Raw genomic sequence first — 3,878 nt, 5'->3', positions numbered from 1 at the left:
CGAAGCCCTAGCCGAGGTTGAGCGCCTCAAAGCCCTGCTGCAAGGCCAAGGGACGGTGAGGTAGGCGGGGACGCGCGGTGCGGGTCCGTACCGGTCCGTCCTTGGTCCCTCCCGGTCTTTCGCTCTACTCTACCCCATGACGGATCAATGCTGGATTTCAAGACCGGAGAGTAAGCCGGGTTCTCACCGCTGCTTAGGCAGACGTTTGTGTTCTCTGTTGCCGCCTGGTTTCCCGGCGGTGCCACGATATCTCTGCCATACAGCGATTCGTTCCCGGCTCCTCGCAGAACCGGACTTGGAGTGTTACACCATCCGGCTCCCAGCTTGAGTCATCCCTGGACGAACAGAGCAACATCGCCCCATCGACTCCGTGCACCATGCGTCCGGCGTAGCGCGCGAAGCTTTGCTATCCGTGTGAAATGCGCGAGTTTAGTGGTCGCGGGCAAAATCCTCTCGGCGTAGGGCCGCGTATCGATCGCGCATTGTCTCAAGCCGCCACCCGCAAGGCTGCCCCGGCATGACCCGGCATCGACGCTACGATGGATGGCTCCGACTTCCAAGCACCACTGCCCATGTCCTCGCTCTTACACTTGTTCATGGGTGCCCGCCTCCTGCGGACCGACGCTTGGATCTCCCTGGTTACCGCGTATTCTCAATGTCAGGCTCGACACGGCCTCGGACCCCGGGGAGTACCGGCGCTGCTCGCCATGGCGCCGCACCGGTTGTTGCCTACCGGCGGGTCAAAACCGTCGGCACTCGCCAACCAAGACTTTCGGGGCTCAACACCTTCAGGGTCGGCATCACCCGTTACCTTTGCACCTCGCCTGCTTTCGTGCCTACGCATCGACGCGCCCGTTACCGCTCGCGCCGCAAGGCTCGATACTGGGCTCGCGGCTCACGATGACCCAGGCAGGACTCTCACCCGCTAGAACACGCGGCCTTGCCAGGCCGCACTGACCCCGGCTTCTTGACCAAGACCTGACCCCGGCTTCTTGACCCCGGCTTCTCCGGGATTTCAAGACCTGACCCCGGCTTCTCCGCAAGACAGATCGCCGCGCTACTGGGCCGACAACCTGGCCCGGTACGGGAGGATGCCCAAGAGGCCGTCCCCGACGAGACTGGACTGCGTCTGCCAACGTCGGGATACCTCAGGATCTGTTTCATCTTACGCGAGTTAGCGAATGTGCAATGGGAGACCTGACGCCGTGCCGATCGAGCCGATCGCGGCTACCCGGCTTCGAGCCGACGCACCGCCCGGCTGACGGTCGAGTAATGCACGCCAAAATGATCCGCGATTTCTTGCATGCTATAGACGCCGGTCAGAAAGGCCCGCGCCATCGCTTCGCGTCGCTCAGGATAGTCCAGCTCAAACCAAGCCAATGACGGTGCCAGCAGCGGTCGGCGTTGTACGCGCGGCACCTCGCGCAATCGCTCCACCGGCTTGCCAGCCCCGACAAACTGCTCCACGAACGACTCACGGCCCAAAAACATCTGATGGCGCAACCCCTCCCAAATACTTGGCTGACTAACGCCAGCGGCCACGAAGGCGACATAGCCGGCGCACGCGCTGGCCCGCTCCTCACCAAATTGCGCCAGCAGCCAGTTGGTTTCGAGCCAGTTCGGTGCTGCCGCTTGCCCAACCATGGCGGCATAACTGCTCCAACACCAATCGGCCGCTTCCGCCACCATGCCGGCTCGCACCGGATTGAGGACGACATAACGCGCCAACTCCAGCAAATAACTGTCCCGCTCAACCAGGATGCCCTTGAAGCGTCCCTGAAACAAATGTCCGACCAGACCGTGACGGCGATTGAAGCGCTGTGTATAGACCCCGTTGAGCTGACGCATTCCCTTGGAAAGATTCCCCTCGGGTGTCTCGACCACCAGATGATAATGGTTCGTCATCTGACAATAGGCATGGCAGCGCCAGTTGAAACGCTCGCAGACCTGGCCAACAACCTCCAGCCAATCCACACGATCCAGCTCGTTGCGATAGATCGGCTCACGCCGATCACCGCGCGCGGTCACATGATAAAGCCCACTCGCCAGTTCAATGCGCAGCGGTCTTGCCATCGCCGCTACTTGACACGCGCATGAGGAAGATTCGGACTGTCCGGATTGACCATGATCGTTTGTCGACTCGGAGACAGAACGAGATCCATATCCTCCATTGGAACAACACCAAGCAGCACTTCATCGCCCATCACCAGCGCCCCCACAAAGCACAGACGGTTATCAAACGTCACTTTCAATGGGCCAACATAAGGAACACGCATGGAGCGGCCATCGGCCACCGTGACCTCGCGTAAGGACTCGGTTTGTAAATCGAGCTGCAGAGCAACGTGCTCGGGGATACAGAGCATCAGCGCCCCCGTATCGGCGAGCGCCTGAAGTGTGATTGGGTGGAGTTCCGGCCTGCGTGGATTGCTCAACGTGATGTCAGCAAACAAATGTCCCATGAAACACGCTCCGAAGAATGTCGATGATGTACAGCGGAGCATAGCCGATCGCTGCTGGATTGCAAGACCTGACCCCGGCCTTTGCTACTGGATTGCAAGACCTGACCCCGGCCTTTGCTAGGACATGGGGTTGGCCACCAGCCACCCGATCTGATTGGACACCGACGCCTCCCTGCTAACGCCACGGAGGACTGCGTGTGACCGAAACGCCCCTGCCCGCGAGCCACGACGCGGTTGGACGGCGCCCCCGCGGGTGCCGAGCTACAGTGCTGTGAACCCACGCTTGCGTGGCCCACTTGGACCCGGGAAGGGCACCGACGATTTTCTGGGGTTCGTAAGAACCAGGGACCGGGTGTCTACTCCCCAGGGGAGCAGCCCCATCGCCTTGATCCAGAAGGGTGACTGGTGCGGATCGGAGTTTATCCGTCACTTGCGCAATGAGAACCGACGGCGCGTTCGCGGTGACAATGCGGCGCTTCGCGGCATGATCAAAAACGTGTTTGGGCACGAGGGGTTATGTCGTGCCGGCACCGGGGTCAGCTAAATGGTGACCCCGCCTTCGTTCTCCGATTTTTCGATCGTTTCCAGTCAATGTTGCGGGGCTTCGCCTACAGATTACAGGACTACCATCTTTTGATCTTTAAACACCCCGCACGGCTTAGATGTGCGGTGCGCGGCGCTGCGTCGTGTTCTTTTCAAAGCTGATTTTGAGCCGTGTTCCGGTCGCCTTAGCGAACCGCTCAAGTGTTCTAGTGGATGGCCGCCCCCGCCCACCTTCCAACCGGGCAACAACCGACTGGGTTGTGTTCATACGGCTGGCTAGTTGCTCCTGCGTCAGTCCGGCGTTTGCCCGCGCCTCGATTAAAGCGGCGGCAAGCGCAAACTCATCTTCCAGGGCATCATAGGCAGCCCGATATTCGGAATCGGCCATCCACTGATCATGGAGTTTAGCAATCTTGGTCATCGGTCACCTCCTGCGCCCGTTTCAAGGCAATCTCAATTTCGTGGCGCGGTGTCTTCTCAGTCTTCTTGATGAAGACCCGCACAATCACCACGCGCTCTTGCCAGGCTGTGACGTAAAGCGCCCGTGATATGCCATCCCTGCCTTTCATTCGCATTTCCCACAAGGGGCCTTCTACGTGCTTGATATGCGGCTCATGAACCTTTTCAAGGCCAACCGCCTCAATCAAGGCAGAAATCCGGCTCAAGCGAGCCCGCATATCAGCCGGCAAGACGGCTATTTCTGTGTCCACATCGGCGTTTAGTGTCTCAACTATCCACATCATAAGACGAATATTTATACCAAATATGCGATAAAGTCAAGGGCGCTTTGCCACCGCTACGGTTCCAGGAAACTCAACGCGACGGCCTTGATCGTAATCCCGGCCAGCGGCCTGCGTAGTCAGGGCTTCCAGCCCT

The 3,878-nt window shown here is 59.6% G+C and carries 4 protein-coding genes; all 4 read right to left on the bottom strand.

Annotated elements, in window-relative coordinates; all coding sequences use genetic code 11:
- Positions 1 to 1,227: 1,227 nt before the first annotated feature.
- The 4 genes from QZY03_RS18860 to QZY03_RS18845 all read right to left on the bottom strand — a co-directional run bounded on the left by QZY03_RS18860 (position 1,228) and on the right by QZY03_RS18845 (position 3,742).
- Positions 1,228 to 2,073: a transposase gene (locus tag QZY03_RS18860; protein ID WP_295583705.1), complete on the bottom strand. Its 846-nt coding sequence runs from the start codon at positions 2,071 to 2,073 to the stop codon at positions 1,228 to 1,230.
- Between the two features lie 5 nt (positions 2,074 to 2,078).
- Positions 2,079 to 2,459, bottom strand: a complete 381-nt coding sequence (locus QZY03_RS18855) for a clan AA aspartic protease (RefSeq protein WP_295583704.1) — start codon at positions 2,457 to 2,459, stop codon at positions 2,079 to 2,081.
- Positions 2,460 to 3,117: 658 nt separating this feature from the next.
- The gene (locus QZY03_RS18850) at positions 3,118 to 3,423 is read right to left on the bottom strand and encodes a helix-turn-helix transcriptional regulator (protein ID WP_295583703.1); all 306 of its coding nucleotides are present in this window, start codon (positions 3,421 to 3,423) and stop codon (positions 3,118 to 3,120) included.
- Complete coding sequence (locus QZY03_RS18845) at positions 3,407 to 3,742, bottom strand: type II toxin-antitoxin system RelE/ParE family toxin (RefSeq protein WP_295583706.1); 336 nt, start codon at positions 3,740 to 3,742, stop codon at positions 3,407 to 3,409. The genes QZY03_RS18850 and QZY03_RS18845 overlap by 17 nt, the downstream gene beginning before the upstream one ends.
- Between the last annotated feature and the right edge of the window lie 136 nt (positions 3,743 to 3,878).

Source organism: uncultured Lamprocystis sp. (assembly GCF_903933125.1).
Classification (GTDB): domain Bacteria; phylum Pseudomonadota; class Gammaproteobacteria; order Chromatiales; family Chromatiaceae; genus Thiodictyon.
The sequence above is the reverse complement of the archived record's forward strand: the minus strand, read 5'-3'. Positions and strand labels throughout refer to the sequence as shown.